Below are 4,614 nucleotides of genomic sequence, written 5' to 3' on the forward strand. Positions count from 1 at the left end.
GATCATCGGCAGCTGGATGAAGGCCAATCGCAACCGTGACAAGGTGATCCTGGCCTCCAAGGTTATTGGCCGCACGGCCAACCGCTGGTTTCGCGGCGACAGGCCATCGCAGCTGGTGCGCGCCGATATTTTTGACGCCGTCGACAAGTCACTGGCCAAGCTCGGCACCGACTATCTCGACCTCTATCAGATCCATTGGCCCGAACGCGACATTCCCTGGGGCGCCAACCCGACGCGCGTCGGCGCCGTGTCACCGCGCGCCGATTCTGTCGGCGCTCCGGCTGACGAAACGCCGATTGCCGAGACGCTCGTCGTGTTCGACGAACTGGTGAAGGCCGGAAAGATCCGCCATTTCGGCCTGTCGAACGAGAGTTCCTGGGGTGTGATGCGGTTCCTTGCGGAGGCTGACAAAGGGATCGGACCCCGCGTCGCGTCGATCCAGAACGCCTACAATCTCGTCAACCGCACCTTCGAGGTGAACCTTGCCGAGGTCTGCGAGCGCGAGCAGGTGTCGTTGCTCCCCTATTCGCCGCTGGCGCAGGGCTACCTCACCGGCAAATACGACCATGGCGCGCGCCCGCAAGGGTCGCGCTCGCAGCTGTTCAACCGCGGCCAACGTTACGAGACGCCCAATGCCGCTGAAGCACAGCTCGAATACAATGAGCTGGCGCGCTCCTTTGGCCTGGAACCGGCGCTGTTTGCCAATGCCTATGTCTCGAGCCGGCCGTTCGTGACCTCGAACATCGTCGGCGCCACCACCATTTCGCAGCTCGACATGGCGTTGTCTTCCGTCGAAATCGTCTGGACCGAAGAGATGCAGAAGGCGGTGGATGCGATCCATCAGCGGGTCGGCAATCCCTGTCCTTGATTGGGATCGCTGCAGCTGAATATCCAATGATTACAATGGGAGCGGGGCAATCATGAATTTTCCGATCGAGCTGGTCCGCGAAAGATTTCCGGCACTGTCCCTGGCCGACAAGGGCCGCCGCCGCATCTATCTCGATAACCCTGCCGGCACGCAGGTGCCACAGGCGGTCGCCGACGCCGTGTCGCGCTGTCTTTTGACCACCAATGCCAATCTTGGCGGCTATTTCGAAACGACGATTGCCGCGCAAGTTGTCGTCGATGAGGCGCATCAGGCGATGGCCGATTTCCTTGGCGCCGCTAGCCCCGAGGAAATCATCATCGGCGCCAACATGACGACGCTGACCTACCACATGTCGCGCACGCTCGGCCGCACGATGAAGCCCGGCGACGAGATCATCCTCACCCGCATGGACCATGAGGGCAACGTATCGCCCTGGCTGCAGCTGGCCGAGGACCTCGGCCTCGTCGTGCGCTGGCTGCCGTTCGACGAAAAGAGCTGGCAGGTCGAAGAGGCGACGCTGGCTGGTCTGCTTTCCGAGAAGACACGGCTGGTGGCGTTGAACTACGCCAGCAACCTGACCGGTTCCATCAATCGCGTGAAGGCGCTGACCGCCATCGCCAGGAACGCCGGCGCGCTGGTCTATGTCGATGCCGTGCAGTTCGCGCCGCACGGTTTGATCGATGTTCGGGAACTCGGCTGCGATTTCCTGATCTGTTCGGCTTACAAATTCTTCGGTCCGCACATGGGCATTTTGTGGGGACGGCGCGACGTCATCGATGACTTGCAGCCCTACAAATGCCGCTGTTCGTCCAATGGCCTGCCGGAGCGGTTCGAACTTGGTACACCGCAGATCGAGCTGATGGCCGGGCTCACGGCCGCGGTCGACTACTTTGCCGACCTTGGCGCGGCGGCAGGCGAGGGCGGTTCAAGAAGGCAGAAGATTGCCAAGGCGTTTGCGGTTTCGATCGCCTATGAAAACCCGCTGGCGCAACAGCTGATCGACGGCCTCTCCGACATTTCAGGTCTGACCATCCACGGCATCACCGATCCGAAGCGGCTTGGCGAGCGCGTGCCGACGGTTTCCTTCACCGTCGACGGCATCGTCCCGGAGACGATCGTTCGGCAGATGAATGCCGAAAACATCTTCCTGTGGTCGGGGCACAACTACGCCTGGGAGATCGTCCACCAATTGGGCATTCCGGCCGAGCATGGCGTCGTGCGCATCGGCATTGCTCACTACAACACTACTGCCGAAATCGACGAGACGCTGGAGAGTGTGCACCGGGTTATCGCCATGCTCAGGCAGCAGCGCTCCTGACGCTGGCTTGAGCATTCATCGCGTCTTGCCGCCGAAGCCGGTGAGGAACGCAGTGAGGTTGTCACCGAGTTCGTCGCAGAGGTAGCCGCCCTCCTGGACGATGACCGTCGGCAGGCCGAGCTTGGCGATGGCCTCGCCAATGCGCGAGAAGCCAGGCGTCGACACCGAAAGCCCCCCGAACGGATCGCCTTCGAACGCATCGAGGCCGAGCGCCACGACCAGCGCGTCCGGCGAAAAGGCACGGATGCGCTGGAACGCCACCTCGAGCGCTGCGAGAAACGCCGCGTCGGCGGATTTGCGCGGCAGTGGCAGGTTGAAATTGTAGCCGAGGCCGGGGCCTTCGCCGCGCTCGTCGGCATGGCCCCAGAAGAACGGATAGAAGCGCACCGGATCGGCATGCAGCGAGACGGTGAGTACGTCCGGCCGCGTATAGAAGATCCCTTGCGTGCCGTTGCCGTGATGCAAGTCGACATCGAGGATCGCCACGCGCGACGCAGTCCTGCGCAAGACCTGCGCGGCAACGGCCGAGTTGTTGATGAAACAGAAGCCGCCGGCGACGTCGGCAAAGGCATGGTGGCCAGGTGGGCGGCACAGAGCGTAGGCGGCCGGCGCGCCTGACATCACCGCCTCGGCCGCGTCCACCGCGCTCCAGGCGCTCCACAGCGCGCTCTGCCATGTTTCGCCCGAGATCGGGCAAGCGGTGTCGGCCATGTGATAACCGGCCTGGCCGACCGCCGAGGCCGGATAGGAGCCGTTGCGCGCAATCGGATGGATGTTCGGGATCACTTCAGCCGACGCGCCTTCGATGCGCTGCCAGCGCGTGTAGATGTGCTCGAGGAAATCCAGATATTCCGGCGTGTGCACCGCTGAGACAGGACCGAGCCCGTGATCCCGAGGCCGCTCGATTGTGCAACCTGCAGATAATGCGCCGGCTAATAATCTCTCGACGCGCTCCGGCTTTTCCGGATTGGGCTGTGCCGCACCGCTCGAAAGAAAGGCCTTGGGGTCGTGGCGCTTCTGTTCCTCGGCATAGAAGGCTTTCATTCCTGATCCCCATTTTCGGCCGCGTCGGCGAACGCAAAGAACGCCTCGCCGATGATCTTCTGCGTTTGCTCGTAGCTCGACCAGGCGATGCCCAGCCTCTCGTAGAAGGCCTTGGCACCTTCATTGTCGGTGTCGACGGACAGCCGGAGATAGACGCCACCTTCCTTTCGGCACTGCGCCGCAACGTGCCGCAGCAGCCGCTCGCCGATCTTGCGGCCGCGGAACCGATCCTCGACATAGAGATCCTGCACATAGACGCCAGGCCGCCCCATCCAGGTCGAAAAGATCGGAAAATGCAGGCACAGGCCGGCAAATTCCCCATCCACTTCGGCGATCAGGGTCGAGAAGGCGGGCTTTTCGCCAAAGCCATAGGTGCGCAGATCATCTGCTGTCGAAATGATCTCCTCGGGCGCGCCAATATGCGTGCCGAGTTTCAGGATCGCCGTGTGGATCGTTTCGACGTCTTCCACTCGGCCGGGGCGTAACAGGACGTCATCGGATGTTGGATTGGTCACGGTCGTCTCTCAAAACGCCACCCGGTCGCCGCCCTTGAGCGCCAGCATGTCGCGCGCTTCGGTGGGCGTGGCAACCTCCAGCGACAGCCCGTCGAGAATGCCACAGATACGGCGCACCTGATCGGCATTGGATTTCGCCAGCTGGCGGCCGTCATAGAGACTGTCTTCCAGCCCGACCCGGACATTGCCGCCCATCGCCGCGGCGATCGAGATCAACGGCATCTGCTGGCGGCCGGCGGCCAGCACGGAGAACTGGTAGCTGTCGCCAAACAATTTGTCGGCGATCCGCTTCATATGGACGAGGTTGTCAGGGTCGGCGCCGATGCCGCCCAATATGCCCAGCACGAACTGGATGAACAGCGGTCCCGACACCAGACCCCGGTCGCGGAAATGCGCCAGCGAATAGAGATGGCCGACATCGTAGCATTCGAATTCGAAGCGCGTGCCGCAGCCCTTGCCCAACCGCTCCAGCACGCCCTCCATATCGGCAAAGGTGTTCTTGAAGATGGTGTCCCGGGTGGCTTCGAGCAGCTTCGGCTCCCATTCGTGCTGCCATTCCCTCGGTTTGTCGAGCATCGGGAACAGCGCGAAATTCATCGAGCCCATGTTGAGTGAGCACATTTCGGGTTCGGCCCTTAGCGGTGCAGCCAGCCGCTGGTCCAGCGTCATCAGCGACGAGCCGCCGGTGGTGATGTTGATCACCGCATCGGTCGCCTGCTTGATGCGCGGCAGGAACTGCATGTAGACGTCCGGATCGGCGGTCGGGCGGCCATCCCTGGGGTCACGGGCGTGCAGATGCAGGATCGAGGCGCCGGCTTCGGCCGCCGCAATCGCGTCGGCGGCGATCTGGTCCGGCGTCACCGGCAGAT

5 protein-coding genes are annotated in these 4,614 nt (G+C 62.7%); 2 read left to right on the plus strand and 3 right to left on the minus strand.

The window, feature by feature from the left end; all coding sequences use genetic code 11:
* Together EN935_RS23200 and EN935_RS23205 are read left to right on the plus strand one after the other, a co-directional pair.
* Positions 1 to 868: aldo/keto reductase (locus EN935_RS23200; RefSeq protein WP_127373643.1), on the plus strand; the 868-nt coding region annotated here is incomplete at its 5' end.
* A 52-nt stretch (positions 869 to 920) separates the two neighbouring features.
* On the plus strand, positions 921 to 2,186 hold the full coding sequence (locus EN935_RS23205) for a cysteine desulfurase-like protein (protein WP_127263347.1): 1,266 nt from the start codon (positions 921 to 923) through the stop codon (positions 2,184 to 2,186).
* 15 nt (positions 2,187 to 2,201) lie between these two features.
* On the opposite strand, the gene EN935_RS23210 is transcribed toward EN935_RS23205, so the two are convergent.
* The 3 genes from EN935_RS23210 to EN935_RS23220 are packed head-to-tail and all read right to left on the minus strand — an operon-like array spanning position 2,202 to position 4,612.
* On the minus strand, positions 2,202 to 3,230 hold the full coding sequence (locus EN935_RS23210) for a histone deacetylase family protein (RefSeq protein WP_127263346.1): 1,029 nt from the start codon (positions 3,228 to 3,230) through the stop codon (positions 2,202 to 2,204).
* The gene (locus tag EN935_RS23215) at positions 3,227 to 3,745 is read right to left on the minus strand and encodes a GNAT family N-acetyltransferase (protein ID WP_164548705.1); all 519 of its coding nucleotides are present in this window, start codon (positions 3,743 to 3,745) and stop codon (positions 3,227 to 3,229) included. The genes EN935_RS23210 and EN935_RS23215 overlap by 4 nt, the downstream gene beginning before the upstream one ends.
* Before the next feature lie 9 nt (positions 3,746 to 3,754).
* Positions 3,755 to 4,612 (minus strand): 3-keto-5-aminohexanoate cleavage protein, encoded by an 858-nt coding sequence (locus EN935_RS23220; protein ID WP_245489026.1) that lies wholly within the window; start codon positions 4,610 to 4,612, stop codon positions 3,755 to 3,757.
* Positions 4,613 to 4,614: the final 2 nt, after the last annotated feature.

This window comes from Mesorhizobium sp. M7D.F.Ca.US.004.03.1.1 (genome assembly GCF_003998635.1).
Lineage (GTDB): Bacteria > Pseudomonadota > Alphaproteobacteria > Rhizobiales > Rhizobiaceae > Mesorhizobium > Mesorhizobium loti.

Bases quoted from the DNA above. Each gene is read 5' to 3' on its own strand.
- EN935_RS23205 (WP_127263347.1), top strand. From the start codon at position 921: ATGAATTTTCCGATCGAGCTGGTCCGCGAAAGATTTCCGGCACTGTCC.
- EN935_RS23210 (WP_127263346.1), bottom strand. From the start codon at position 3,230: ATGAAAGCCTTCTATGCCGAGGAACAGAAGCGCCACGACCCCAAGGCC.